Source organism: Acinetobacter towneri (genome assembly GCF_017498585.1).
GTDB classification, from domain to species: domain Bacteria; phylum Pseudomonadota; class Gammaproteobacteria; order Pseudomonadales; family Moraxellaceae; genus Acinetobacter; species Acinetobacter towneri.
In genome coordinates, this window is the sequence record NZ_CP071766.1 from 302,003 (window position 1) to 328,301 (window position 26,299).

At 43.1% G+C, this 26,299-nt stretch carries 22 protein-coding genes and 2 tRNA genes; 10 read left to right on the forward strand and 14 right to left on the reverse strand.

Going from position 1 to position 26,299, the window contains the following annotated elements; genetic code table 11:
- Positions 1-32: 32 nt before the first annotated feature.
- Genes J4G44_RS01460 through J4G44_RS01475 form a run of 4 tightly spaced genes read right to left on the reverse strand, consistent with a single transcriptional unit; the run spans position 33 to position 2,954 of the window.
- The gene (locus J4G44_RS01460) at positions 33-557 is read right to left on the reverse strand and encodes a pilus assembly protein PilP (RefSeq protein WP_179997195.1); all 525 of its coding nucleotides are present in this window, start codon (positions 555-557) and stop codon (positions 33-35) included.
- Positions 557-1,264, reverse strand: coding sequence for a type IV pilus inner membrane component PilO (locus tag J4G44_RS01465; protein WP_004974463.1), 708 nt, complete (start codon positions 1,262-1,264; stop codon positions 557-559). Before J4G44_RS01465 ends, J4G44_RS01460 begins: the two co-directional genes overlap by 1 nt.
- Complete coding sequence (locus J4G44_RS01470; protein WP_004974461.1) at positions 1,261-1,896, reverse strand: PilN domain-containing protein; 636 nt, start codon at positions 1,894-1,896, stop codon at positions 1,261-1,263. Before J4G44_RS01470 ends, J4G44_RS01465 begins: the two co-directional genes overlap by 4 nt.
- A complete protein-coding gene (locus tag J4G44_RS01475; protein WP_004974460.1) occupies positions 1,896-2,954 on the reverse strand; it encodes a pilus assembly protein PilM in 1,059 nt (352 codons plus the stop codon). The genes J4G44_RS01470 and J4G44_RS01475 overlap by 1 nt, the downstream gene beginning before the upstream one ends.
- 169 nt (positions 2,955-3,123) lie before the next feature.
- Here J4G44_RS01475 and ponA point away from each other — a divergent pair, with 169 nt between their 5' ends.
- Positions 3,124-5,676: a penicillin-binding protein 1A gene (ponA, locus tag J4G44_RS01480; protein ID WP_207973782.1), complete on the forward strand. Its 2,553-nt coding sequence runs from the start codon at positions 3,124-3,126 to the stop codon at positions 5,674-5,676.
- A gap of 69 nt (positions 5,677-5,745) precedes the next feature.
- Here ponA and J4G44_RS01485 read toward each other — a convergent pair whose 3' ends face one another.
- From J4G44_RS01485 to J4G44_RS01520, 8 genes are all read right to left on the reverse strand, one after another.
- Entirely contained in the window at positions 5,746-6,549 is an 804-nt protein-coding gene (locus J4G44_RS01485) for a putative RNA methyltransferase (RefSeq protein ID WP_207973783.1), read from the reverse strand.
- 71 nt (positions 6,550-6,620) lie between these two features.
- Positions 6,621-7,739, reverse strand: coding sequence for a phospho-N-acetylmuramoyl-pentapeptide-transferase (gene mraY / locus J4G44_RS01490; RefSeq protein WP_019836136.1), 1,119 nt, complete (start codon positions 7,737-7,739; stop codon positions 6,621-6,623).
- A complete protein-coding gene (locus tag J4G44_RS01495) occupies positions 7,740-9,149 on the reverse strand; it encodes a UDP-N-acetylmuramoyl-tripeptide--D-alanyl-D-alanine ligase (protein ID WP_207973784.1) in 1,410 nt (469 codons plus the stop codon). It lies immediately after the preceding gene.
- Between the two features lie 9 nt (positions 9,150-9,158).
- Positions 9,159-10,652, reverse strand: a complete 1,494-nt coding sequence (locus J4G44_RS01500) for a UDP-N-acetylmuramoyl-L-alanyl-D-glutamate--2,6-diaminopimelate ligase (RefSeq protein ID WP_004974444.1) — start codon at positions 10,650-10,652, stop codon at positions 9,159-9,161.
- Between the two features lie 10 nt (positions 10,653-10,662).
- Complete coding sequence (gene ftsI, locus J4G44_RS01505) at positions 10,663-12,486, reverse strand: peptidoglycan D,D-transpeptidase FtsI family protein (RefSeq protein WP_207973785.1); 1,824 nt, start codon at positions 12,484-12,486, stop codon at positions 10,663-10,665.
- A gap of 12 nt (positions 12,487-12,498) precedes the next feature.
- Positions 12,499-12,828, reverse strand: a complete 330-nt coding sequence (gene ftsL, locus J4G44_RS01510) for a cell division protein FtsL (protein ID WP_136144459.1) — start codon at positions 12,826-12,828, stop codon at positions 12,499-12,501.
- A gap of 11 nt (positions 12,829-12,839) precedes the next feature.
- Positions 12,840-13,751 carry a 16S rRNA (cytosine(1402)-N(4))-methyltransferase RsmH gene (gene rsmH / locus J4G44_RS01515; protein WP_004974437.1) on the reverse strand — a complete coding sequence of 304 codons (912 nt, stop codon included), beginning with the start codon at positions 13,749-13,751 and terminating at the stop codon, positions 12,840-12,842.
- A 197-nt stretch (positions 13,752-13,948) separates the two neighbouring features.
- Positions 13,949-14,962, reverse strand: coding sequence for a sulfate ABC transporter substrate-binding protein (locus tag J4G44_RS01520; RefSeq protein WP_096901291.1), 1,014 nt, complete (start codon positions 14,960-14,962; stop codon positions 13,949-13,951).
- Between the two features lie 504 nt (positions 14,963-15,466).
- Here J4G44_RS01520 and J4G44_RS01525 point away from each other — a divergent pair.
- From J4G44_RS01525 to J4G44_RS01545, 5 genes are all read left to right on the forward strand, one after another.
- On the forward strand, positions 15,467-15,754 hold the full coding sequence (locus J4G44_RS01525) for a hypothetical protein (protein ID WP_154320244.1): 288 nt from the start codon (positions 15,467-15,469) through the stop codon (positions 15,752-15,754).
- Positions 15,755-15,895: 141 nt separating this feature from the next.
- Complete coding sequence (gene gltX, locus J4G44_RS01530; RefSeq protein ID WP_096901292.1) at positions 15,896-17,404, forward strand: glutamate--tRNA ligase; 1,509 nt, start codon at positions 15,896-15,898, stop codon at positions 17,402-17,404.
- A 57-nt stretch (positions 17,405-17,461) separates the two neighbouring features.
- Positions 17,462-17,537, forward strand: a tRNA-Ala gene (locus J4G44_RS01535).
- 36 nt (positions 17,538-17,573) lie between these two features.
- Positions 17,574-17,649, forward strand: a tRNA-Glu gene (locus J4G44_RS01540).
- A gap of 154 nt (positions 17,650-17,803) precedes the next feature.
- On the forward strand, positions 17,804-18,145 hold the full coding sequence (locus J4G44_RS01545; RefSeq protein WP_004974430.1) for a hypothetical protein: 342 nt from the start codon (positions 17,804-17,806) through the stop codon (positions 18,143-18,145).
- Positions 18,146-18,273: 128 nt separating this feature from the next.
- Here the strand turns inward: J4G44_RS01545 and ettA are convergent, their stop codons facing one another.
- Positions 18,274-19,935, reverse strand: coding sequence for an energy-dependent translational throttle protein EttA (gene ettA / locus J4G44_RS01550; protein ID WP_004974427.1), 1,662 nt, complete (start codon positions 19,933-19,935; stop codon positions 18,274-18,276).
- 281 nt (positions 19,936-20,216) lie between these two features.
- On the opposite strand from ettA, the gene J4G44_RS01555 reads away from it, so the two are divergent.
- From J4G44_RS01555 to J4G44_RS01570, 4 genes are all read left to right on the forward strand, one after another.
- The gene (locus J4G44_RS01555) at positions 20,217-21,494 is read left to right on the forward strand and encodes an O-acetylhomoserine aminocarboxypropyltransferase/cysteine synthase family protein (protein WP_004974425.1); all 1,278 of its coding nucleotides are present in this window, start codon (positions 20,217-20,219) and stop codon (positions 21,492-21,494) included.
- Positions 21,495-21,801: 307 nt separating this feature from the next.
- The gene (locus J4G44_RS01560; protein ID WP_004974423.1) at positions 21,802-22,689 is read left to right on the forward strand and encodes an SDR family NAD(P)-dependent oxidoreductase; all 888 of its coding nucleotides are present in this window, start codon (positions 21,802-21,804) and stop codon (positions 22,687-22,689) included.
- Positions 22,690-22,859: 170 nt separating this feature from the next.
- The gene (locus J4G44_RS01565; protein ID WP_004974421.1) at positions 22,860-23,156 is read left to right on the forward strand and encodes a hypothetical protein; all 297 of its coding nucleotides are present in this window, start codon (positions 22,860-22,862) and stop codon (positions 23,154-23,156) included.
- A gap of 99 nt (positions 23,157-23,255) precedes the next feature.
- On the forward strand, positions 23,256-23,567 hold the full coding sequence (locus tag J4G44_RS01570; protein WP_019838218.1) for a hypothetical protein: 312 nt from the start codon (positions 23,256-23,258) through the stop codon (positions 23,565-23,567).
- 88 nt (positions 23,568-23,655) lie between these two features.
- Here the strand turns inward: J4G44_RS01570 and J4G44_RS01575 are convergent, their stop codons facing one another.
- Positions 23,656-26,007, reverse strand: a complete 2,352-nt coding sequence (locus tag J4G44_RS01575) for a Tex family protein (protein ID WP_207973786.1) — start codon at positions 26,005-26,007, stop codon at positions 23,656-23,658.
- Positions 26,008-26,299 lie beyond the last annotated feature (292 nt).

The following is a 26,299-nucleotide window of genomic DNA, read 5'->3' on the forward strand; positions in this document are numbered from 1 at the left end:
TTCACACTGTTATTCATTTTTATTCCTTTAATTTATGGCGCAGGCCCAATTAAAACTAAACTTCTTGGACGTTCTACATAACCTTCACGACCATCTGGAATAATTTCGATTAAATCAATTTGTGTAGGTGTAATATTCACCACACGACCATGATTTACCCCCATATAGCTACCACGCTGGATACGCTCAATTTCACCATCAGGTGTTTGAATCAATGCCAAAATTTGACCATTTTGACGCATACTGCCTTTCATAGTCAGTGACTCAAGTGCGTAATTTTCCAGTGGTTGTAACTGGCGAGCAAGGTTCGGATAAACGCGCTTCCCTGCCATAATTTTAAGCTCTGCCGCCAATGAACTTGGCATAAATGGGCTTTTGAGCTGGTGTGCTGCATAGTTAAAGGTTGGTGCAGGCTCAAACACAGGTGCAGGTTCAATGGGTAGTGGTGGCTGATTACGAATTTCAGCCATTTGTGCATTGACTGCATCAATCCGTGAATCACACCCCACCATCAACAAAGTCGCCATCAGAGCCAACGAAAGCTTTTCAATTTTCATTATTTCGCTCCTCCAGCATTACCCGCGGTTTGTGCATCTGCACTGCCGACATAACGATAAGTTTTTGCTTGTGCTTTATAGGTCACTTGCGGAATATCGGTTTTCTTGTCTTTATTTTCAGTCGCCACAATTTCAAAGTCGTGCATGGTCACAATACGTGGCAATGCTGCTGTACCGCTTACGAATGAACCAAAGGCATGATAATCGCCTGTCGCTTCAATTGAAATTGGCTGTTCAATAAAGAACTCTTGTTTAATTTCGTTCTCTAAACGAATGTTTTTAAACTTCAAACCTGAATTCACGCCTGTGACGTTAATATCTTCAACTAAACCTGGAATTTCAGTTTCTTTTGGCAATTGTTCAAGTTGTTGGTTAAAGTTCGCTTCCATTTCTTGTAATTGCGCTTGGTATTGCTGCAAATTACGCAATTTAGAATCTTTTTCACGGAACTCATTTAACAAGTTTTGTTCTTGTGTATGTGCTGCTGCAATGGCATCTAACTTTGGCTTGATTACGACAAAGTAACCTAAAGCTAGAATCAGGAAAATAATAAAAATCCAGCAGGTAATTTTGACCGAAAGTGGCCAAGCACCATAATTGTTAGGATCTAGGGTATTGAACTGTTGAAAAAACTTTTCAACTGTCATTTTCTTTTTCGGAGCAACAGCAGCATCCTGATTTACTTCATCAAATTCATCGAGACTCATTGTGCTGCCCCCGCTGCTGATGTTGAATTAGATTCTGTTGGTGTTACTGGAATTGCAATTTCTTCTAAATCTGAAGTCACTACAAAAGTACCGTAACTTTCCTCTACACGAGGAACCACAGAGCTTGGTGCTTTATCTTTATTTTCTTCTTTGGCTAAGAATGAATTCATAAATGCATTGCGATACCACGGCGATGCTTCCAAATTACGCAAGAATTCAGCCACCGTATTTGGACTTTCAGCCTTGCCCTCAAAAGTGAATTTATTGCCTGTACGGCTCACTTTGGTTAAGTACATATTGCTTGGTGTCACACGCACCAATTCATCCACCAAACGCACGGCAATTGGACGCTGACTTTGTAGACCCTGAATAAGCTTCATGCGCTCAACAATAGCATTACGCTGTTCTTGCAAGCCTTCTAAAGATTTTAATTGTACATCTAGGTTTTGGTTGGTACTGATCACCAATTGATTGGCTTGTTCTTGATCTTGTAACTTCGCGTTGTAGAAGAACCACGCCAAAGCCACCAATAACACCCCAACAGCAGCCGCTGCAATACAAAATACAATAAATTCTTTTTTACGTTTTTCTCTTAGCTCATCGCGCCAAGGGAGTAAGTTAATCTTTGCCATTAATCAAAACTCCTCATTGCTAAACCACATGCCACCATCAATGACGGCGCATCACTTTCAATTCTTTTAATGTCGATTTGTGGAGAGAAGCCCATTTGTAAGAATGGATTGGCAATGGTCACACGGTAGCCCAGTTTTTGCTGCAACAACTTCGCAAGACCTGGAATATTGGCATTCCCCCCTGCCAATAAAATGTGATCAATTTCGTTAAATTGTGAAGATGAGAAAAAGAACTGCAATGAACGTGCCGCTTGTTGCACCACCGCTTCTAAGAACGGTTCGAGCACCTCTACATCGTAGTCATCTGGCAAAGTACGGCTTTTTTTCGCACGCCCTGCTTCTTCATACGACAAACCATAACGGTTTTGAATTTCTTGTGTCAGCTGCTTACCGCCAAAGGTTTGCTCGCGGGTATAAATAATTTTGTTATTTTGCAGTACCGACAAGGTGGTCATGGTATGACCAATATCCAAAATACCAATGGTGTTCACACCCATTGGCAGGGTATCGGAGAACACTTTAAAGGCATTTTCGATGGCAAAACTTTCGACATCGGCAATTTTGGCTGTCAAGCCGCCCAACTCCAATGCTTCTACTCGTGCTTCTACGTTTTCTAAACGTGTTGCAACCAGTAACACATTGACTCGGTTTGGATTGGCTAAACGGTCTGGTTGGACTTCAAAGTCTAGGCTGACTTCATCTAATGGGAATGGAATATATTGCTCGGCGTCCATACGAATTTGAACTTCACGCTCATCGCTAGTCATATCTGCATCCATTTCAATGATTTTGGTAATCACCATTGAGGTTGGAATTGCTAATGCTGCAGATGTAGATTGCGTGTTTGCTAAGTTCAATGCACGTTCAAGCGCATCCCCGACTGCTTCTGGATTGAGAATGTTTTTTTCAACCACACTGCCTTCTGGAAGTGGGACCAGCGCATAGCTCTCGACCCAGTATCTACCATTCTTAACAGAGAGTTCTAATAACTTAACAGAAGTAGAACTAATATCTACACCTATTAACCCCTTACTTGGCTTACGATATAACCTACGCACAATAGTACCATTCCTATTATTTTTTTATCCCCAAAAAAATTTAACCTACTAATCCGCGCTGGTCTATAATTTTTTACGGATACAATAATTCATCTAACAATCCGTAAATCTACTCGCTATACTGACCAGCAATTAGTTTGCTATTAGCGCTTATTAAAACGCACTTGTTATGAAAAAGCTATCTTGTTCGGGTCGTGTTCATCCATTTTTTTTGATCATAATTATAATTTTGGTCGCAATACCGATGGGTTTCTATGGCATGTATCTCTATATTGCCCCATCTTTGCCAGAAATGACCACCTTAAAAAAAGCGCCATTATTAAAACCATTACAGGTTTATAGTGCCGATAATGAGCTAATTGCCGAGTATGGCGGCAAGCTTTCTGTGCCTGTCGATTATGAACATATTCCTGAAAAATTCATTTTTGCATTCTTAGCTGCAGAAGATTCTGCCTTTTTTGAACACAGTGGGATTAGCTTCAAAGGCTTAGGGCGCGCGTTGAGCGAGGCGGTAACAGGCTCCAATGTGCAAACTGGCGGCTCAACCATTACCATGCAAGTGGCAAAAAACTATTATCTCAGCCCTGATCGTACTCTAAAGCGTAAACTCACCGAAATCTTTTTAGCGCGTAAAATTGAACAGAACCTGAGCAAAGAAGAAATTTTGACTTTATACGTCAATAAAATCTTTTTGGGTAAAAATGCCTATGGCATCGCGGCAGCTGCCAAAATTTATTACAACAAAAGCTTAGAAGAGCTGACAATTGCACAAATGGCGATGATTGCAGGCTTACCTAAAGCACCTTCACGCTACAATCCAGTGGTGAATCCTGAGCGTGCTTTAGAACGTCGTAACTGGATTTTGGGGCGTATGCTGCAACTGGGCTATATCAACCAAAATGAATACCAAAAAGCCATTGCTGAACCCATTAATTTAGATATGCCAGACCGCAGCATCAGCAATAAACATCCGTATATTGGTGAAATGGTGCGTGCTGAACTGGTTAGTAAATTTGGCGAACAAGCGGTTGATTCGGGCTATAAAGTTTACACCACGGTAGACAGCAAACGTCAGATGTATGCAGAACAGGCGGTACAAGAAGGCTTAGAAGCCTATGACCGTCGCCACGGCTGGCGTGGTGCAGAGGCACACGACAAACCGCTGAATGAGTTTCGTGCTTATGCCAACACCTACCCTGCGCAAGTCAGCAAAGTGCTGAATAATTCTTTTGAAGCGTTAATGCAAGATGGCACAACAGTTACTGTACCATGGTCAGGTATGTCTTGGGCGCGCCCCTATCGCAATGCCAACAGTGTAGGCAATGCGCCAAGTCGTGCGGCACAGATTGTAAAAGTCAAAGATATTGTCCGTTTACGTCCAAATGAAAATAAAACCGCTTGGTCATTGGTACAAGTACCGAAAGTGCAAGGTCAATTGGTCGCAATTAACCCGAATAATGGCGCCATTGAAGCGTTGGTCGGTGGATACAACTTCTATCAATCTAAATTTAACCGTACCTTACAGGGTTGGCGCCAGCCAGGTTCTACCATTAAACCTTTTGTGTATGCACTGGCTTTAGAGCGTGGTATGACGCCACACACCATGGTCAATGACAGTCCAATCACCATTGGTAAATGGTCACCACGTAACTCCGATGGTCGCCATTTAGGCATGATTCCGTTACGTCGTGCTCTCTATTTATCTCGTAACACGGTTTCGGTACGCTTATTACAAGAAGTCGGTATTGAGCGTACCCGCCAACTATTCATGGATTTTGGTTTGCAGGAAGATCAGATTCCGCGTAACTACACCATTGCATTGGGTACACCACAAGTTTTGCCTATTCAAATGGCAACGGGCTATGCCACTTTTGCCAACGGTGGTTACCGTATTCAACCGCACTTCATTAACCGTATTGAAGATGCTTATGGCAAGGTGATTTATCAAGCCAATCCTGAATATGCGTGTATTGCTTGTATTAATTCCAAAGAACAAACGACTGAAAGCGCCGAAGCCACCACACCAGATGATGAAGTGATTGAAGTGACCAATAAAAAACTGGCACAAGCTGAACAGGATCCACAATTATTGGCAGAGCGTAGTCAGTACAAACAGGCACAACGTATTTTAAAATCTAGCTCGGCGTATGATATGTCCAATATTTTACGTGACGTAATTCAACATGGTACTGGACGTGCTGCGCTCAGAATTGGTCGTGGTGATATTGGCGGTAAAACAGGAACCACCAACGATGCAAAAGACGCTTGGTTCGCAGGTTTCAACGGCAAACTGGTGACTGTGGCTTGGGTGGGCTTTGACCAACCAACAACTTTAGGACGTCGTGAATATGGGGGGGTTGCAGCGCTGCCAATTTGGACAGACTTTATGGGCAATGCACTTAAAGGCACACCTGAAGCATGGGTCAGTTTAGACAGCAAAGCCAAAGCGCCACAACGTGAACTCAATCAAATGAATGCAGAACAGAAGCAGGATTATCGTGCTTCACCGCCATTGGCACGTCCACTGTATCGACCTGCACCTGTTGCGCCAGCACGTGCGCCTGAGCGAGATTTTGACGATTTACCAGGCGAGGAAGTATTAATTCCTGACAACGCTGCACCGCCTGCCATGCACGCGCCAAACAACAGCCCTGCCAAACCAAATGCAGCACCTAAACCTGCTCCCGATGCTTTAGAAAACTTAATTGACGAAGTCTTATAACCACAGACAAGCAGTCAGAAAAAAGCCCTCTTATGCAAAGATGAGGGCTTTTTTATGGGCTATTCAAACTTATTTTTTCTGAAACAGATAAATTTGATGCTGTGCTGTCACGTCAAACTGGGTTCGCTGTTCCAATGCCTGACGGCGCTCTGCTTTGGCTTTATAGGCATAAGGTGTCATAGCAATTAAATGAATTAAATCGCTTTGATTGAGCTGTAATGGTGTTTCCACCACGCTGGCATCAATCAAATCAAAAGTAGTTTGTAATTGGGTGATAAATTTTTCGGGTTCATGTGGCTTTACCTCTTCGAACAACGCTTGACGCATCGCCAATAAATGCTCAGGCGCAGGCGTTACTACCAACAAATAGCCTTGTGGTTTTAAAACCCGCAAAATTTCATGTTGCGGGATTGGGCTAAACAGACTGGCACATAAATCAATACAATGTTCTAAAACAGGCAAAGTTGCCCCTGTCCCCACCACCCAAGTCACTGCGGGATTCAGTTTCGCCGCCACTTGTACGGCATTCTTGGCAATATCCACCCCGACACACTGCAACACTTCGCCTTGCATGGCAGCGGTGTAATAGCCTTCACCACAGCCAATATCCAACAAATTTTCGATGCGTAAGGTGCGAATTTTTTGCACCACTGCCTGTTGCAAGGGCGCATAATGCCCTGCACTTAAAAATGCACGACGTGCCTGCACCGAAGCAGGTGTATCCCCCGGATTTTTACTGTGCTTATGCTGCACCACATGCAAATTGACGTAGCCTTGTTTCGCAACATCATAGCTGTGATTGCTGGCACAACGCCACGTTCGATTATGCAGTTGCAATACCTGACGACACACAGGACACATCAGCAAATTCATCATTTTCTCCAGAGTGAACCACATAAAAAAGTCGGCGAGTGCCGACTTTTAAAATTTTCGGTTGGATAGGCTTAACGTAATTTTAAAGTCATTAAACCTAAAACCACCAGCATAATTGTGATAATCCAGAAACGAATCACCACTTGAGTTTCACGCCAGCCTTTCTTTTCATAGTGGTGATGCAACGGCGCCATTAAGAATACCCGTTTATTGCGCATACGTAGTGAACCAATTTGCAGAAATACCGAAATTGCTTCAACTACAAACACCCCACCCATAATCGCAAACACGATTTCCTGACGTACCATCACGGCAATCGTACCCAGCATTGCCCCCAAAGACAATGCGCCGACATCGCCCATAAAGACTTGTGCAGGATGCGCGTTATACCACAGGAAGGCTAAGCCTGCTCCAATCATCGCGGCACAGATTACCACCAACTCAGACGCATATTTCACATAAGGGATATGCAAATAATCAGCAAAACGAACATCCCCCGCCAAGTAGGCAAAGACGCCCAAACCTGCTGCAACTAATACGATTGGCATAATTGCCAAGCCATCTAAACCATCAGTCAGGTTCACCGCATTTGAGGCACCGTTAATTACCAAATAGGTAAAGATAATGAAGCCAATACCGAGTGGAATCAAAGACAATGGAATGCTGAAATCTTTAAAGAATGGAATCAACACATCCAACATATCTGCGGTTTGTGCAGGATTTGGCTGTTGGGTTGCAATCACATACAACGCAATACCCGCACCCAATGATGCTACCGAAGTCCAGAAGAATTTTTTACGCGCAGGCAAACCCGCATTGTCTTTGTAGCGAATTTTAATCCAGTCATCTGCCCAGCCTACAGCGCCAAAAATGACCATGACCGCCAGTACAATCCAGACGTAAGGGTTAGATAAATCTGCCCATAATAGGGTCGAAATACCAATGGAAAGCAGGATTAATACCCCGCCCATGGTTGGCGTACCCATTTTTTTGGCATGCCCTTCAGGTGCATAAGAGCTGACTGCCTGACCGTATTTTAATGCTTGCAGTTTACGAATCATCACAGGGCCTAGCACCAAACCGATGCCAAGCGCAGTCAATACACTCAGTAATGAACGTAATGTTAAATAACGAACCACCTGAAACGAGCTGTTATAGCCCGCCAGCTGCTCAAATAACCATAACAGCATTTAAATTTTCTCCATCAATGCAGCCATCAACGTTTCCATATGGGTATAACGAGAACCTTTAAATAGGAAACTCATGGACTGAGGTTGATGTGTTTTTACCAGATCAATTAAAAACGGCAAGGCTTGTTCTTGAGTGACAAAAGCCTGTAATTTTTTTCCATATTGGGTACTACGTGCACCTTCTTGGGTCGCTGGTGCAAATTCACCAACTGCCACCACAAAGTTGATGCCACGAATAGACACCAAATCACGCCCCAACATATAGTGCTGTTGTGCTGCGCTATTGCCCAGTTCGCCAATATCACCGATTACCATAACCCGCACACCTGTTTGCTGTGCAAGGACTTCACCTGCAGCACGCATAGAAGTTGGATTGGCATTATAAGTGTCATCAATGAACAAATGTGCGCCTTGATGAATAAAGTTTAAACGGCCTTTGGCCCCTTGTGCTTGCTCCAAGCCCGCCACAATATCATCTAAACTCACGCCAATTGCCAGTGCAAAGGCTGCAGCAGCCGTAGCATTTTGTACATTGTGTTCGCCTGCAAAGGGTAAATGGACCTGACGTGTGCCTTGTGCGGTATTTAAGCAAAAACTTGCCGATTGTGGCTGCAACTGAATCTCTGTGGCAAAAACATCACCGCCTTCACCAAAACTTAGACGCTGTTCTAACTGAACGGCTTGTTGAATCTGCGCAGCAAAATCATCGGCAGCAGGTACAATGGCAGTACCTTGTGGTGCAAGATGTGCATAGATTTCTGACTTCGCCTGACAAATGCCCTCACGTCCACCAAACTCACCCAAATGTGCCGTACCAATATTGATAATGCCTGCCACATGCGGTTGCACCAAGTTTGAGGTGTAGTCGATTTCACCTTGATGACTGGCACCCAATTCCATTACCGCATATTGATGGCTTGCATTCAATTCCAACAACATCATCGGCACACCCAAATCATTATTCAAGTTGCCACGGGTAATTAAAGTCGGTGCCAAACGTGACAAAATACTACCGAGCATTTCCTTGGTGGTGGTTTTGCCGCTACTGCCTGTTAATGCAATCACTTTTAAGTGTGGATGTTGCTGACGACGAAATGCGCCTAAGTGTCCTAAGGCTAAACGGGTATCAGGCACGACCAATTGGCAAATATCTGCATCGACAGGCTGGCTGACAATTGCCATAGAACAGCCCTGAGTCGCTACTTGTGCCACAAAATCATGCGCATCAAAACGCTCACCTTTTAAAGCCAAAAAGGCATCGCCTGCTTCAGCATGGCGTGAATCGGTTAAAATACGTTTAATCTCGCCTTGCGGTGCTTGCCCATTGAACCAATAACCCTGTGTTGCCTGTTTGAGTTGTTCGGCAGTCCAAGGTTCTAAAATTGCGGTACTGGTGGTGGAAGTGTGCATACAAATTCCTTATTGGGCAGGATAAGCAGAAGGTGAACAATGCTGTGCATCTATCGCAGATTGCACTTCAACCACATCGTCAAACCAGTGTCTTACCCCATCTATTTCTTGATAGTTTTCATGACCTTTGCCTGCAATCAAGACAATATCGCCTGACTGTGCATGTTTGACTGCATATTTAATCGCTTCACGACGATCATGAATTTCATGGCTCTGTGCCACCGACAAATCGACCCCTGTCTGCATATCGGCAAAAATTTGCAAAGGATCTTCTGTACGCGGGTTATCAGAAGTCAAAAGCACAACATTGGCATAGTCCAATGCCGCTTGGGTCATCAGTGGGCGTTTACCACGATCCCGATCTCCACCGCAGCCAAACACCGCCCAAAGCTGTGCGCTAACATGGCGTTTTAAGGTTTGCAACACTTGAATTAGGGCATCTGGCGTGTGTGCATAATCCACCACAAATAAACGCTCTGCATCACGCAACACTTGCATACGCCCCGGTGCGCCTTTAAGTTGTGCAGTCGTGTGTATTAAATCCTGTAATGCAAAACCTGCTTGCTCTGCTGCGATTAAACTCGCGACCAAGTTTTCAACATTAAAATGTCCGAGCAACGGACTTTGCACCACATATTCTGCCGTAGCAGTTTGTAGATGGAAACGTACACCATTCAGACTGTATTCAATCTGCTGTACTTGATAGTCTGCCGCTTGCTGCGTGGAATAAGTCAAAATTTTCGGTTGCGCAGGGTTCTGTTGCGCCGCTTGCAACATGATCCCAGCATATTCATCATCTAAATTGACAATTGCAACTTTTAAACTGGCAAACTGAAACAGCATGGCTTTGGCTGCAGCATACGCCTCTAAAGTACCGTGATAATCCAAATGATCACGGCTCAGGTTGCTATATACCGCAATTTCAATATCGCAGCCATTTAAGCGCCCTTGCTCCAAACCATGTGAACTGGCTTCAATTGCGGCAAATTTTGCCCCCTGTTGTGCATAGCTGTATAAAGCATTTTGCAGTTGTAAGGCATCTAAAGTGGTATGTGTTGAAGCTTCCAAATTAGGCAAAATTCCGTTGCCTGTGGTGCCCATTACCGCACAGCGTTGGGCTTGTAACATTAACAACTCAGCAATTAAGCGGGAAATCGTGGTTTTACCATTGGTGCCCGTGACTGCAAGCATACGCGCTAAAGGTACAGGCTGTCGTGCTTGTAAATATTGTTTTTGCCACTGTCCCATGCGCTGACGCACATCTGGCACCACCAAATTATTGGCAACTGCCAGTTCAGTTTCCGAAATCACCGCCAAAGCACCTTGATCTAAAGCTGCTTGTGCAAATTGTGCGGTTTTTTCAGGCTGCGACAAACTGGTCAGGGCAATAAAAATTTGCCCTGCTGTCACATGGCGGCTGTCAAGTTGAAAGCCCTGAAAGTCTTGTATCATCCAATCTGCAACGCGGGAACTGCGATAAATATTTTGAAAGCTGATAGACATGCGTCACCTGTTATTGGATGTTGGGAGTTTCTAAAGGTTTATCTAAAGGTACGTTCATTAAACGTAAAGATTCTTGCATCACACGAGCAAATACAGGCGCTGCCACCAAACCACCATAATACTGTCCTGTTGGATTTTCCACCACGACCACCATGGCTAAACGCGGATCACTGACTGGCGCAACCCCAGCAAACAAGGCACGATATTCAGTCTGTGAATAGCCTTTGCGGTCTGCACGAAGTTTATGCGCTGTTCCCGTTTTACCTGCAACCCGATAGCCTGGAATATTGGCTTGACGTGCCGTACCACCGGGTAACGTTACGGCTTCCATCATCAGTAGAACTTGATCGGCAATTTTAGCATCAACAATTTGTTCGCCTTTAGGCTGTTCTTCTAATTTGTATAAACTCAGCGGCATTTTTACGCCTTTATTGGCAAGCATGGCATAGGCATCTGCCAATTGCAGCACAGTGGCGTTCAAACCATAACCATAAGACATGGTCGCCACTTCCGACACATTCCACTTGCTTGGCGGCAAAATTAAACCTGCACTTTCACCCGGAAATTTCACTGCAGAACGCGCACCAAACCCTAAACGCTTATAAAAAGTCGGCAAGGTCGCATACGGTAAAGATAAAGCAATTTTCGCCACACCCACGTTTGACGATTTTTGGATAATTCCCGCCAAAGTCAGTGAGCCATAATTGTGGGTATCACGAATGGTGTGATTACCCACCCGCATTGAACCACCACTTAAATTGACCACGGTATTCGGTGAATATTTGCCACTTTCCAGTGCCATTGCCACCGTCATAGGCTTCATGGTCGAACCCGGTTCAAAGGAATCCACCGCACCACGGTTACGCATGGCATCTTTATTGGACAAACTTTTTTTGTCATTCGGGTTATACGACGGCCAACTGGTCATCGCCAAAATTTCACCCGTTTTCACATCTACCGCAATTGCTGTGGCTGAACGGGCATTATTTGCCACCCCTGCTGCAGTCAATTCACGATACATAATGTATTGCAAACGTGAGTCGATACTCAGGGTAATATTTTCGCCCGGTTCAACCTCTCTCACCACTTCTGGGTCTTTGACACGGTTACCCTTTTTATCGCGCACGATTTGCTGTTCGCCATCCACGCCTGCCAAGCGGGTATTTAGCTGCATTTCCAAGCCTTCAATGCCTATGCCTTCACTATTGGTCAAACCAATAATTTGTGCATTCGGCTGTGGCTGCGGGTAATAACGCTTATAGTTTTTCTCGGTATATACCCCTTGGAAATTACGTTTTAGAATCAGCTCTGCCTGTTGCGGCGGCACTTCTTTTTGTAAAACCAAATAACGTGAACGCGGACGCTCGTTCATTTTATTTTTCAGTTCTTGGCGATCCATCCCAACTGCATCGGCAAGTTCATCTAAATTCAAGTTTTTATCTGGTAATTGACGCTGCAATTTACGACTGGTCGGATTTTTTTCCAACTCGGCTGTAATTTCTTCAAACAGTTTTTTATTGTCAAAATAATCACGTGGATCAATCACCACTTTCATTACAGGGGTACTAATTGCCAAAGGCACACCGTGGCGATCATAAATCACCCCGCGCATAGCTTTGAGCTTTTCTGTTCTTAAAATATTGGCATTGGCTTTGTTTTGTAAAAAGTCATGGTTCACAATTTGCACATAAAAAGCACGTCCCACCAGTGCCACGAACACCAGCAGTACCACAGCCCACATTAAGTAAAAACGCCACATTTCTACATGAATGGCATTTTTTCCAGTTACCGATTGCTGTTTCTTTCGGGTTTGCTTTTTACGCGTATCGACCATGTGCAACTCGCCTTATTGTTGTTCTGAGGTTGTAGGCAAAGAAATCACCACAGTTTGCGGTGCGGGCGGTGAATACATACGCAGTTGCGTCACCGCACGGGTGCCAATTTGTGCAGTTGCACCAAAGGTCTGCTGTTCAATTAACAAACGCCCCCATTCGGCATTTAAGTCATCTCGCTCGCGCATATAAGAACTCAGCTCGCGATAATCATGGCGATATTCAAACACTTGAAACACCACCATAATCGCGCTGATAAACACCAGCGCCAATAAAATAAAATAGGCGACCATTTTTTTCAGTCGCACTTGAGATTGATTTTTTTTAACGGTTTCAGTTTTCATTATTGGCCTTTTCAAGCTAATCGTTCTGCAACACGTAGCCATGCGCTGCGTGAGCGTGGATTGGCTTTGACTTCTTCATCACTGGCACGCACACGTGAGATTTTTTTCAATCGACGTGTATCTTGTTGCTGTTGTGGCAAGCCCCAACCTGAATCTTCAGGCAGGCTCGATTCTTTTTGAATAAACTGTTTAATTAAACGATCTTCCAAAGAGTGGAAGCTAATTACAGCCAAACGACCTTCGGGTTTTAATACCTCAACCGCCTGCGGTAAGAAGTTTTCAATATCTTCTAATTCTTTATTAATCGCAATACGAATTGCCTGAAAAGTACGCGTTGCAGCGTGTTTGTTTTTTTCCCACTTCGGATGGGCAACTTTTACAATTTCAGCCAATTGTGCGGTGGTTTCAATATAACCCGCCTGTTTAATGGCTTTGGCAATACGGCGGCTATAACGTTCTTCACCATATTGAAAAATCACATTGGCTAAGGCTTCTTCTTCAATATCCACCAGCCATTCTGCTGCAGTCGGGCCTTGTGAGTTGTCCATACGCATATCAAGCGGGCCATCTTTCATAAAGCTAAAACCGCGTTCTGCCTGATCTAGCTGTGGTGACGACACGCCTAAATCGGCCATCACACCATCGACCTGAGTGACGCCCAAATCATTCAACGCTTGCTGCATATCGGCAAAACTGGCATGAATAATCTGAAAGCGCGAATCTTGCTGCGCCAATTCTGCTGCCACGGCCAAAGCTTGTGGATCTTTATCAAAGGCATAGACTCGTGCCTGCGCATCCAATTTGGATAACAACAAACGCGTGTGTCCACCTCGTCCAAAGGTGGCATCGACATAAATTCCTGTATTGCGATCTGCCAACACGGCATCAACAGTTTCATGAAGTAATACAGAAATATGCGACATAAGGTTCAATCAATACAGCTAAAATGTAACTGCACATTATTACCTTGTTTTGGCAAAGCTCCAAACGTCTTTTTGTAGATAAATATTACTTTCCATAGGGAAAACCGTTTTTGACTTTTTTAAAGCACAAAAAAATCTCCGTAGAGATTTTTTTGTGTGCCAATCCAATAAAAGATTAGCCGAAAATGGATATCTGTTTAACGCTTAGTATTATAAATTTGGTCGAAAATCGCACCATTCACAAAATGTGTTTTTTGTGCATTTTCCCAGCCACCGAACACTTCATCAATCGTGAAGGTTTTTAATTTCGGGAATTGTGCTGCATATTTTGCAAGGACTTTTTCATTACGTGGACGGTAGAAATGCTTAGCCGCCATTTCCTGACCTAAAGGTGAATATAAATAGTTGATATAGCCTGTCGCTAACCATTTATTGCCATTTTTTTCTACTGTGCGGTCTACGATTGCCACCGAAGGTTCAGTCAAAATAGAAATAGATGGATAAACAATATCAAACTTGTCTTTGCCTAAGGTTTTTAAAGTTACAAGGGCTTCATTTTCCCAAGTCAACAACACATCACCAATGCCACGTTCAGCAAATGTAGTCATCGACGCACGTGCTGCCGAATCCATCACTTTTACATTGTGGTACATCTTGCCCACAAATTCTTGCGCTTTGGCCTTAGAGCCGCCCGGCTGCTTTTCTGCATAACCCCAAGCCGATAAATACACCCAACGTGGCAAACCACCTGTTTTCGGGTTAGGGGTAATAATTTGTACGCCTGGTTTGGTTAAGTCATTCCAGTCTTTAATGTTTTTCGGATTGCCTTTACGCACCATAAAGACGATGGTCGAGGTATAAGGCGCAGAGTTATGAGGAAATTCTTTTTGCCAACCTGCTTGGATTTGACCTGACTTTACAATTTCTTCAATGTCATTCGCCAATGCCAAAGTTACGACATCGCCCTTTAAACCATCGACCACAGAACGCGCTTGCTTGCCTGAACCACCATGTGATTGTTTAAAGTTGACGTCTAAACCTGTACGTTTTTTCCAGTACTGACCAAACGACTTGTTAAATTCATCATAAAATTCGCGGGTCGCATCATACGATACATTTAAAAACTGACGATCTGCAGCCTGAGCAGTCGTTGCAGCAAAACCTGTTGCCAATAGCGCAGCAGCCAATAAAGCTTTCAATTGAGTTTTCATTACAGCACACATCACCTTTAATCTGTCGCTCAATATATGCAATGCTCAGGCGCTGCGCAATTTGTAAAAAACATGCAAAAAATGATTAAATTCAAATAATTTAGCTTTAATTAATTGTTTTTAATCAATTTAATTCAAGATGCGGCGTTTATTCCAAATTTATACCTTTTTATGGATTAGATATATGAAAAGTGAATAAAACTTTGATCCGTTTTTAGACTCAACGGTAAAATAAGCGACATCACAGCAATCAAACCCGCTTCAAAACTATTTTATTGTGACTTTTGTAACAATCTTCACGATATCTCCACAGTTGTTTGTTACAACATGTTCTAAATCAAAGATCATCTGAAAAATCGGTATATAGTGAGTAAATGATGATAAAGATCTTATTAAGAGTGTGACGCAAATCTACTTTTGTTATGATTTTTGTGATTAAATATTAAAGTGATTAAAACAATTTATAAATTGTGAGTTCACTCATAAAGGAAAGGGGGAATCAAAATGAAATCTAAACTCATGTTCGCAGTATTACTCAGCTTAAGTACAGTCGGTCACAGTGCAGTGATCAAATCTGCTGAAAGCAAAACCCATTTAACTGCGGAAAAGGGGTCTTTAATTGAAAAAGCCCTTACCCAACAAAAACAGGCAGACAAGCAAAAGTTTGAATCAAATAATGATTTAAAAGTGCTGACTTCCATTCATGTCGCTCCAACTCAAAATTTCTTTGCCTTGCAAAATCAGCGTTTTAGCCGTTTTGTACAAGCCTTATTCCCGCAAGATAACTCATAACTCCGCATTAAATTCACTGCCTTTGATCCCCTTTTCAAATGCAGTTGAAACGCCCAAGTACAGAATGTTGAATTTAACATTAAGTACTTGGGCTTTTTCGTTATAATGGTTGCAATTTACATTTTGAATTAATTTTTGCTTATGACTGTTCGTACTCGTATCGCGCCTTCTCCTACTGGTTTCCCGCACGTGGGAACAGCGTATATCGCCTTGTTTAACTTATGTTTTGCCAAACAACACGGTGGTGAATTTATTCTTCGTATTGAAGATACTGACCAACTGCGCTCAACCCCTGAATCTGAAAAAATGATTTTGGATTCATTGCGTTGGTTAGGCTTAAATTGGGCAGAAGGTCCAGATATCGGCGGCCCACATGCACCGTATCGCCAATCTGAACGTATGGATATTTATAAGCAATACGCCTTGCAATTGGTTGAACAAGGGCATGCTTTCTATTGCTTCGCTACTAGCGAAGAACTCGATCAAATGCGTGCAGAACAACAAGCACGTGGTGAAAGCCCGCGCTACGATGGTCGTGGTTTAAACTTGTCTGCAGATGAAGTGCAGCGTCGTTTAGCGGCAGGCGAAGCGCATGTTATTCGTATGAAAGTGCCAACCGAAGGCGTATGTAAATTTAATGACATGCTGCGCGGTGAAGTGGAAATTCCATGGGCGCAAGTCGATATGCAAATTTTGCTGAAAACAGATGGCTTGCCAACTTACCATTTGGCGAATGTGGTCGATGACCATTTGATGCAAATCACTCACGTGATTCGTGGTGAAGAATGGATTCCATCGGCACCGAAACACCAATTGCTTTATCAATATTTTGGTTGGGATATGCCTGTGTTATGCCACATGCCATTGTTGCGTAACCCAGACAAATCAAAATTATCTAAACGTAAAAACCCAACTTCAATCAACTACTACAAAGACATTGGCGTATTACCTGAAGCTTTGCTGAATTATTTAGGTCGCATGGGTTGGTCAATGCCAGATGAAAGTGAAAAATTCACCTTAGCCGAAATGATTGAACACTTTGATATTCAACGTGTTTCACTAGGCGGCCCTATCTTTGATGTGGAAAAACTCAATTGGCTGAATGGTCAATGGATTAAAGCGCTTTCACCTGCTGAGCTGTTAGATACCTTATTGGCTTGGAAAGCAGATCGTGCCAAATTGGAAGAGATTGCTGCCGCGATTCAACCGCGTATTAATTTACTCTCAGAAGCGGTCAATTGGTCTGCACATTACTTCAACCATTTCCCAAGCTTGAGCAAGGAACAGTTTGAAAGTAAAAAACTGTCTGAAGAACAAGTGCGTCAAAGCCTACAATTTGCAATTTGGCGTTTAGAAAGTCTATTTACTTGGAACAACGACACGGTGAGCCAAACCCTAATGGATTTAGCCAACCAAATGGAAATCAAATTGCGTGATTTCATGCCTGCGTTCTTTATTGCAATTGCAGGTTCAACCGCATCTACACCTGTGATGCAAACCATGGTCACCATTGGTCCTGACCTGACCTTTGCGCGTTTGCGTCATGCCTTAGAAGTGGTTGGCGGACCAAGCAAAAAAGAAGTTAAAGTCTGGGAAAAACTGAATGAAAGCATCAAATTGCCGAAAAATGATGCAATTGATCCAGCTTAATTCATTTTTTTGTTGACGTGTGAGCGCAATAGCCCTAATATTGCGCTCACACAGACTGGGGTCATAGCTCAGTTGGTAGAGCGCTACAATGGCATTGTAGAGGTCAGCGGTTCGATCCCGCTTGACTCCACCAAGTTTAAATAAGGCTTTACCTGTGTTGCCTCATCAAGTCCCTATCGTCTAGAGGCCTAGGACATCGCCCTTTCACGGCGGTAACCGGGGTTCGAATCCCCGTAGGGACGCCATATTCAAGATGAATATAAATTCACTTATCTTCATCTTATAATAAAGCTCAAGCAATGACTTGGGCTTTTTTATTGCCCTGTTTTCTGACAGACTGTTTTTGATTTGCCGTACATTTGGTTAGAATAACGATCAGATTAGAATTTTGGAGTTGTAATGCAATACCGATGCCCTAAATGTCAAAGCCCAAAAATCATGCCTGTTGCGCAGGCAGGTCAAACAACACCGCGTCCTGTGGTGCCAAAAAGCTTGGTGATGCTTATTCCAGCGGTATTTGTCTTATTACTTCTTGTCTTGATCAGTATCGCCATGTGGATTTTTGGTGATGGTGCAGGCACAACCTTACAAAGCATTACTGTGGCGGTATTTGTGCTGTGTGTAATTGCAGGTTTCTTGTTTTATCGTGATTTGCCTGATTTCAAAATTTCTATGCAAGCCTTTATGCAGTCACAAAAAAAATGGAAGTGCCGTGAATGTGCACATGAGTGGGAAGTTTAAACCTCACTGGTCTACATCTAGATTAAGAAAAATGTTGCTAGGTTGATCACAAGACCACATCATCGAGCAAATATAAAAAAACCAGCCTTCTCGGCTGGTTTTTTTAATGAGAACTCAAGTTTTTAGACTTAAGCGCCAATTTTACGGTATTTGCTACGTTTGGTTGCCAGATCATCACCATATTTCTTACGGCGATATTCTTCAAACTCAGTATAGTTACCTGTAAAGAATTCTGGTTGCTCATCTTCGAATGACAAGATGTGCGTTGCAATACGGTCTAGGAACCAACGGTCGTGCGATACCACCATCACTGTACCTGGGAAGACTAAAATTGCATCTTCCAGTGCACGTAAAGTTTCAATATCCAAGTCGTTTGATGGCTCATCCAGCAAGATCACGTTTGCGCCCTGCTGTAGAATTTTTGCCAGTTGTAAACGGTTACGCTCACCACCCGACAATTCACCAACGCGTTTTTGCTGATCCTGACCTTTAAAGTTAAAGCGACCAATATAAGCACGCGATGCAATTTCATAATCGCCCACTTTCAAAATGTCTAAACCGCCAGAAACTTCTTCCCAAACAGTTTTGTCATCATCTAGAGTGTCACGAATCTGACCGACATAAGCCACTTTTACCGAGTCACCTAAAGTCACGCTGCCCGTATCAGGTTGCTGCTCGCCAGTCATCATACGGAATAAAGTCGTTTTACCCGCACCGTTTGGACCGACAATCCCCACAATCGCTGCAGGCGGCACAGTAAAGGAAAGGTTTTCGTAAAGTAAGCGATCACCAAATGACTTGCTGATGTTTTCCACTTCCACCACTTTGTTCCCTAAACGTGGGCCAGGTGGAATATAAATTTCAGAAGTTTCGTTACGCTGTTGGAATTCACGCGAGTTAAGCTCTTCAAAACGCTCCATACGCGCTTTGTTTTTCTTTTGCTGGCCTTTCGCATTGGAACGTACCCATTCCAATTCTTTTTTCAAGGCTTTAGCAAAAGATTCTTCTTGCTTCTGTTCTTGCTCTAAACGGTTATTTTTCTGCTCTAACCATGAAGAGTAGTTACCTTGATATGGAATACCATGTCCACGGTCAAGTTCTAAAATCCATTCTGCAACGTTATCCAAGAAGTAACGGTCGTGGGTAATTGCCACAATCGTACCCGGGAAGTCTTTTAAGAAACGCTCTAACCAAGATACAGATTCTGCATCCAAGTGGTTCGTCGGCTCGTCTAGAAGCAGCATGTCTGGTTTAGACAATAACAAACGGCATAAAGCCACACGACGACGCTCACCACCCGATAATTTGTTAACATCAGCATCCCAAGCTGGCAAATTTAATGCTGCCGCTGCTTGTTCAAGCTGATTGTTCAGGTTGTGTGCATCCCAAGTTTGGATAATCGCTTCTAACTTCTCTTGCTCTTTTGCAAGTTTGTCGAAATCTGCATCTGGATCTGCATATTCTGCAAAAACTTGGTCTAAACGCTCTAAAGCATCTAAAGCTTCACGCACACCATCTTCCACGTTGCCGCGTACATCTTTGCTCGGGTCTAGTGGTGGTTCTTGCTCAAGATAACCAATTTTGATGCCTGGCTGTGCACGAGCTTCACCAGAGAAATCTTTATCTACGCCCGCCATAATACGGAGCAAAGTCGATTTACCTGCACCGTTTAAACCAAGCACACCAATTTTCGCACCTGGGAAAAATGATAAGGAGATGTCTTTCAAGATTTCGCGCTTAGGCGGAACCATTTTCGACACTCGGTTCATCGTATAAATATATTGGGCCACGTAGGACTCCTCAATAGAAAACCAAATCTGGGGCTCAGATGAGCAGCCCCTGCTCTAATGAGCGAAAAAATAATCGGGTATTATACCTGAATACGGAGAAAAAATAAGACACCACAAACATCTTGCATGCTTTGTTACAACTCTAGCGATCAGCGGATAAGCACAGGACTTTTTGCCTGCTATATCAAATTTACAGCTAAATATTGCAGCATTTTTACACTTTCTTTCATATTTAAAAGTGCTAGACTCAAACCAATTTAACTCACGAAGATGAAGTAAACATGACCTATAAAGACGAAACTTTGGCCATTCATGCAGGCTATAGCCCAGAACCAACCACCAAAGCCGTGGCTGTGCCTATTTACCAAACCACTTCTTATGCCTTTGATAATACGCAACATGGTGCCGATTTATTTGATTTAAAAGTACAAGGCAATATTTACACCCGTATTATGAACCCAACCACTGCAGTATTGGAGCAACGTGTTGCAGCACTTGAAGGCGGGATTGGCGCATTGGCTTTAGCATCGGGTATGGCTGCAATTACCTACGCAATTCAGACCATTACCGAAGCAGGCGATAACATTGCTTCAGTATCAACTTTATACGGCGGTACTTACAACTTATTTGCCCACACCTTGCCTAAACAAGGCATTGAAGTACGTTTCTTCGATTATCAACAGCCTGAAAGCTTACGCGACCTGATTGATGACAAAACCAAACTGGTCTTTGTAGAATCCATTGGTAACCCATTGGGCAATATTATTGACCTTGAAGCGATTGCGAAAATTGCGCACGAATACGGCATTCCAGTGGTGGTGGATAACACTGTAGCCACGCCTGTCTTGCAAAAATCATTTGATTTTGGCGCAGACATCATCATTCACTCACTGACCAAATATATTGGTGGTCACGGTACGTCTATTGGCGGCATTATTGTCGATAGCGGTAAATTCCCTTGGGGCAAATATCCTGAGCGTTTTAAAGCCTTAAATACACCTGACCCAAGTTACCATGGTGTGAACTATGTAGAAGCCTTAGGCGCTGCAGCATTTATTGCACGTGCACGTGTAGTACCACTACGCAATACAGGTGCAGCGATTAGCCCGCATAACGTATTCCTAATTTTACAAGGTTTAGAAACCTTAAGCCTGCGTATGGAACGCCATACTGAAAACGCGCAAAAAGTAGCGGAATATTTACAGGCACATCCAAAAGTGAAATGGGTCAATTACGCAGGTTTGAAAGATCACCCGCAACATGCGTTGGCACAAAAATATGTGAAAGGCAAACCTTCTGCAATTCTGTCTTTTGGTGTGCAAGATGGCCGTGAAGGCGGAACCCGCTTTATTGATGCACTGCAATTATTCACACGCTTGGTCAATATTGGCGATGCCAAGAGTCTGGCTTGCCACCCTGCAACCACCACTCACCGTCAGTTGAGTGCAGATGAACTCAAAGCGGCTGGTGTGAGTGAAGATATGGTGCGTTTATCCATCGGGATTGAACATGCCGATGACTTAATTGCCGATTTAGAGCAAGCTTTAGCAGCCGTATAAAAACTCATCAGTTCAAACTTTGTACTGGCATCCTGCTGATTAATTTCAACAGGATGCTTTTTTATTTTAATTTTTCTTTGTATGTCTTTGCATTAGCTTTATTTCATGGTAAAAATAAAGATATACAGCTCACAAAAATAGAGCAATTACTCTAAATTCATTTTTAAATTCAACCACTTATTCCATAGCTTTTTTTGTGCAATCGGCTATCATAAAGCCAAGTAAAACAGTTCAAATTCAGTCTGAAATTTGAATCATCAATCTCAATAAAAATGACAACTCAGGAATCTAAATCAGGAATATTAGCGTGAAGCCAAAATTAGAGAAACTTTTTCAACAGCGTGTAAATGGTAAAGTTGCCCTTATTACAGGTGCATCGAGTGGTATTGGTTTAACCGTGGCACATAAGCTAGCCGATGCAGGTGCGCATGTGCTTTTGGTGGCACGTACTCAGGAAACGCTCGAACAAGTCAAAGCTGAAATTGAAGCACGTGGTGGCAAGGCTTCAGTTTTCCCTTGTGATCTAAACGATATGGACTCTATTGATGCTGTATCGCAACAAATTCTTGCCTCTGTCGATCATATTGATATTTTAATTAACAACGCAGGCCGCTCAATCCGTCGTGCAGTACATGAGTCGGTTGATCGTTTCCACGACTTTGAACGTACCATGCAGCTCAACTATTTTGGTGCTGTGCGTTTGGTACTCAATATTTTGCCGCAGATGATGCACCGTAAAGATGGTCACATCATCAACATCAGCTCGATTGGTGTATTAGCCAACGCAACGCGTTTCTCGGCTTATGTGGCATCTAAAGCCGCATTGGATGCGTTTAGTCGCTGTCTATCTGCAGAAGCGCATACACACAAAATTGCGATTACTTCGGTGTATATGCCATTGGTTCGTACCCCAATGATCGCACCAACCAAAATTTATAAGTACGTGCCCACCCTTTCACCTGAGCAAGCGGCAGATTTAATTGCTTATGCGATTGTGAAACGTCCGAAGAAAATTGCGACACATTTGGGTCGTTTGGCTTCAATCACTTATGCGATTGCACCAGACATTAACAACAAACTCATGTCGATTGGTTATAACTTATTCCCAAGCTCTACCGCTTCTGTGGGCGAGCAGCAAAAACTGAACTGGGTACAAAAAGCGTATGCGCGCTTGTTCCCAGGTGAACACTGGTAATTTATACACAATTCAAGTTTTGCTTTAGGCGACCTACGGGTCGCCTATTTGTTTTTACAGCTTAGGTTGAACAGCGCACAACAATACAACATCACTTCAACAATTTTTAAATTGTGCAGCCGCAACTTTTCATGTGATTTTAATATTGGTTTAAGAAAAAGGTACAACACATGAAAACTCTGTATCTGTTTAAGCTATTTTGTTTTTCTGCTGCGGGCTTAAGTTTTTATCACTTATATACTGAGCTTACGCGCAATCATGTAGACACATTTCAAGTGATGACACTGACAGGCCTGGTGGTCTTGTTAGTCGAATTGGGCTATCGCAGCCAACTTGCCGTGTCCATGTCGCATTCATCTGGTGCGATGTCCGAAGTTTCTGCCTCTTCTAATTACAGTTATTTCATGTCTAAATTGGCAGCAGGCAGTATTGCCACAAGTTTTGTTCTGCAAGGCTTAATCCGTTAATTGCTTATTTAAGATCCACAATCTCAACCATAACAAAACATTCAATTGCACCGCATTTTTATGCTATAACACAGCTGTTTTAAGTATTTTGAATGGATTATGCGAGCACTGGCCCTCATTTTACAGTATGGCTGTTTTGCCTTTGCCTTGTTTCTGAGTTATCAGGTTGCAACGGCGCTTTATCAGCAAGAATATGAACTTTTAGAGGTTGTTGCCGATGTCGGCACGATTTTAATTTGTATTGATTTGGGCGTATTTTTATTTAGCAGCAAAGCCTCACAAGGTTTAAATCTTCAGGAATATGCTCGCCAACTTGAAGCACCACCGTCAAAACTAGTCGCAGTGACTCGTAAACTTGGACATTTGGGAATTATGCTGATTTTGGTGAGTTGGATTGTACCGTTGATTTAAAATCCATCAAAAAATCTGTATATAAAAATGTTCCTGCAAAACAAAAAGCTCCCGAATTTCGGGAGCTTTTTGTTAGAGCAATTCAAAATTACTTCGAACCTTTAATCCCTGCTTGTAACAACAATGCACCTAAACCACCAATTTTATTTTCTTGTGGTTTAGCGGCTTGTGGTTTTTTCGCTTGTGGACGCTCAGTCTGAGGACGTGACTGCTGTGGACGTTTCGCTTGTGGCTTACGCTCTGTACGCTGTTCTTGATCACGACGTGGTGCACGCGCTGCTTTTGCAGGTGCAGCCGAACCTTCAGGACGCATCGATAAATTCACACGGTTACGCTCTACATCAACCTGCAACACACGCACTTGAACAATTTGACCTGGTTTCACCACTTTATGCGGATCAGCCACAAATTCATTGGCCAACTCAGAAATATGCACCAAACCATCCTGATGTACGCCCACATCCACGAAAGCACCAAAGTTGGTCACGTTGGTTACAACACCTTCAAGCTGCATGCCTTCAGTCAACTGCGCCACTTCAGTAATATCTTCACGGAATTTAGCCGTACGGAATTCAGGACGTGGGTCACGACCTGGTTTTTCCAATTCAGACAAAACATCCTGAATAGTTGGTAAGCCGACTTGCTCATCCACAAATTCTTCAGCATTCACCGAACGGATAATTTCAGTATTACCAATAATATCTTTAACCGTGGTCGCTTTGGCAGCCACAATTTTTTCTACTAAACCATAAGATTCAGGGTGCACTGCAGAAGCATCCAAAGGCTCAGAACCTGCCTGAATACGTAAGAAACCTGCTGCTTGTTCAAAAGTACGTTCGCCTAAACGCGGTACGTTTTTCAAAGCTTGGCGATTGTCAAAATGGCCATGTTCTTTACGGTATTCAACAATTTGCTGTGCAATGGCTTTATTCAAACCTGCGATATAACCCAAAATTGCTGAAGATGCCGTGTTGACATCGACACCGACCGAGTTCACACAGTCTTCTACCACAGCTTCTAAGGTTTTTGCTAAACCTGCCTGATTCACGTCATGTTGATACTGACCCACACCGATTGATTTTGGATCAATTTTTACCAACTCTGCCAATGGGTCTTGCAAACGACGTGCAATCGACACTGCACCACGAATCGACACATCTAGTTCTGGCAACTCTTGCGATGCCAATTCAGAAGCTGAATACACAGATGCACCCGCTTCAGATACAGACACACGTGTTAATTTCAAGTCACTGTGCGCCGCCATCATTTCTGCCACAACCGCTTCAGTTTCACGGCTTGCAGTCCCGTTACCAATCGCGATTAAATCAACATTGTGCTCACGGCATAAACGTGCAAGTTCTTCAATCGCGCCTGCTTTGTCTTCTTTAGGTGCAAATGGATAAACCGTGCTATGTGCAACCACATCGCCAGATTGGTTCACCACAGCCAGTTTGACACCTGTACGGATGCCAGGGTCTACGCCCAGCGTACAACGCGCACCTGCAGGTGCAGAGAGCAATAAATGACGCAAGTTTTCTGCAAAGACATCCATCGCTTCAGCTTCGGCAGCCAAACGCTTTTCAGTCAATAATGAATGTTCGATTTGTGGACGCACTTTGCCCAACCAGAACAATTTTGCCGTTTGCTTTAAAAAGTCCTGACGTGCTTGCGGCTGAATTTGATCTAAATTGTATTCAGTTTCAATACGTGCCAAAGGTGCACTGTCTTCACCATCAACTTTTAAACCCAAGACGTTTTCTTGGCGACCACGCAACATCGCCAATAGGCGATGTGAAGGCACTTTGTTGAGGTTTTCTGAAAAATCGAAGTAATCACGGAATTTTTTGCCCACTTCTTTTTTCTCTTCAGAAGCAACCAAGCTTTTTAATACCGCTGTTTTGGCAAAAATTTCTTTTAATTCTGTGGTTAAGGCAATATTTTGTGCCCATTCATCAATCAGAATGTGTTGTACCGCATCTAGCTGACTGTCTGCATCAGGATAGTCTGCATGACTAAAGCCTGCTAAAGCTTCGCTTGGCTCAACCTGTTCTGCAAAAATTTGCGCTGCAATTGGGCCTAAACCTGCTTCTTTAGCTTTAAACGATTTACTGGTGCGTTTTGGACGGTAAGGCGCGTAAATTTCTTCTAAAGCATTTTTGGTTTCAGCAGCGTTAACCCGTGCCAATAAATCATCAGATAATTTATCTTGTTCTTTGAGTGATTCTATTACTTTTTCGCGACGCTCATATAAATCACGTAAATACGATAAACGTGTATCGAGCTGACGTAGCTGCGTGTCATCTAAACCTTGCGTCACTTCTTTACGGTAACGTGCAATAAATGGAACGCTAGCACCTTCATCAATAAGTTTGATGGCAGCTTCTACTTGATTTGGTCGTACGGCAAGTTCTTTTGCTAACTGCTGAACTAAGTCAGTCATCGTGTGTGATCCTACAAGGATAAGTACTAAAAGCCATGATTATAAAGACCAAGACTATAAAATCCACAATTGTTTTATGAATTTTATAAATGGTGGTTTTTTGGCGATTTTTGCCAATTCGGCTAAATTTTATAAATCTAAATAAAATTCAGGCTTATGTTAGACTCAAACGGACAAATATGTCAGTTTTTCGCATGGGAATGCTGTATATATTTGGTATCTATGTCTTGATTTTATCTGCAATATTTGTTGCTTTAGAGCATAGGCAATAGATACCAATGAATCGTATACT

Excerpts from the sequence above, each read along its gene's own strand:
- J4G44_RS01565 (WP_004974421.1), top strand. The coding sequence starts at position 22,860 with ATGAAAACTCTGTATCTGTTTAAGCTATTTTGTTTTTCTGCTGCGGGC.
- J4G44_RS01470 (WP_004974461.1), bottom strand. The coding sequence starts at position 1,896 with ATGGCAAAGATTAACTTACTCCCTTGGCGCGATGAGCTAAGAGAAAAA.
- J4G44_RS01555 (WP_004974425.1), top strand. The coding sequence starts at position 20,217 with ATGACCTATAAAGACGAAACTTTGGCCATTCATGCAGGCTATAGCCCA.
- ftsI (WP_207973785.1), bottom strand. The coding sequence starts at position 12,486 with ATGGTCGATACGCGTAAAAAGCAAACCCGAAAGAAACAGCAATCGGTA.
- ponA (WP_207973782.1), top strand. The coding sequence starts at position 3,124 with ATGAAAAAGCTATCTTGTTCGGGTCGTGTTCATCCATTTTTTTTGATC.
- J4G44_RS01545 (WP_004974430.1), top strand. The coding sequence starts at position 17,804 with ATGCAATACCGATGCCCTAAATGTCAAAGCCCAAAAATCATGCCTGTT.
- J4G44_RS01525 (WP_154320244.1), top strand. The coding sequence starts at position 15,467 with ATGAAATCTAAACTCATGTTCGCAGTATTACTCAGCTTAAGTACAGTC.
- J4G44_RS01500 (WP_004974444.1), bottom strand. The coding sequence starts at position 10,652 with ATGTCTATCAGCTTTCAAAATATTTATCGCAGTTCCCGCGTTGCAGAT.
- J4G44_RS01465 (WP_004974463.1), bottom strand. The coding sequence starts at position 1,264 with ATGAGTCTCGATGAATTTGATGAAGTAAATCAGGATGCTGCTGTTGCT.
- J4G44_RS01575 (WP_207973786.1), bottom strand. The coding sequence starts at position 26,007 with ATGACTGACTTAGTTCAGCAGTTAGCAAAAGAACTTGCCGTACGACCA.
- mraY (WP_019836136.1), bottom strand. The coding sequence starts at position 7,739 with ATGCTGTTATGGTTATTTGAGCAGCTGGCGGGCTATAACAGCTCGTTT.
- J4G44_RS01485 (WP_207973783.1), bottom strand. The coding sequence starts at position 6,549 with ATGAATTTGCTGATGTGTCCTGTGTGTCGTCAGGTATTGCAACTGCAT.
- J4G44_RS01495 (WP_207973784.1), bottom strand. The coding sequence starts at position 9,149 with ATGCACACTTCCACCACCAGTACCGCAATTTTAGAACCTTGGACTGCC.
- rsmH (WP_004974437.1), bottom strand. The coding sequence starts at position 13,751 with ATGTCGCATATTTCTGTATTACTTCATGAAACTGTTGATGCCGTGTTG.
- J4G44_RS01520 (WP_096901291.1), bottom strand. The coding sequence starts at position 14,962 with ATGAAAACTCAATTGAAAGCTTTATTGGCTGCTGCGCTATTGGCAACA.
- J4G44_RS01460 (WP_179997195.1), bottom strand. The coding sequence starts at position 557 with ATGAAAATTGAAAAGCTTTCGTTGGCTCTGATGGCGACTTTGTTGATG.
- ftsL (WP_136144459.1), bottom strand. The coding sequence starts at position 12,828 with ATGAAAACTGAAACCGTTAAAAAAAATCAATCTCAAGTGCGACTGAAA.
- J4G44_RS01570 (WP_019838218.1), top strand. The coding sequence starts at position 23,256 with ATGCGAGCACTGGCCCTCATTTTACAGTATGGCTGTTTTGCCTTTGCC.
- gltX (WP_096901292.1), top strand. The coding sequence starts at position 15,896 with ATGACTGTTCGTACTCGTATCGCGCCTTCTCCTACTGGTTTCCCGCAC.